The following is a 475-nucleotide window of genomic DNA, read 5'->3' on the forward strand; positions in this document are numbered from 1 at the left end:
CATAATTTTCAGAATGTCTTCCTGACAATACGGTAGCAAATGGGTAATAATCAAAAATTGCTTCTTCTTCCTTATCTGAAATTCCAACGTTAAAAATTTCGACATTTCCATTATACAGGCGTATGTTTTTTTCAAGCAGGTTGTATATTGGAGCTAACGGTTCAAAGGAATATATTTTTGGGTTTTCAAACGTGAGTAATGAAAAAATTGAAAATGCACCGACATTCGCCCCTACATCAATTATACACGCATCTTTTGGAACTACAATACCATGTTTATAGTAGGTTTTTAGCTCAAAAACTTCCGTGTAAAGCATTTTAACCTCAGACCTGTTGTATGAATACATGCTCACACCATTGTCCATCTCATACAAGGCTGCACCAAATTCAAGATCGCCTTTATTGGCATTGAGAATCTGGTTAACGGCAAAAGCTCTAACTTTATCTGGAACTACGTATGCAATCAGGCTTTTCTC

At 36.0% G+C, this 475-nt stretch carries 1 protein-coding gene; it reads right to left on the reverse strand.

Translation table 11 applies throughout. From position 1 onward, the window contains the following. Nucleotides 1–475: FkbM family methyltransferase (locus tag A4R26_RS13680; protein WP_133054662.1), on the reverse strand; the 475-nt coding region annotated here is incomplete at both ends.

It is taken from the genome of Niastella populi (assembly GCF_002078015.1).
GTDB classification, from domain to species: domain Bacteria; phylum Bacteroidota; class Bacteroidia; order Chitinophagales; family Chitinophagaceae; genus Niastella; species Niastella populi.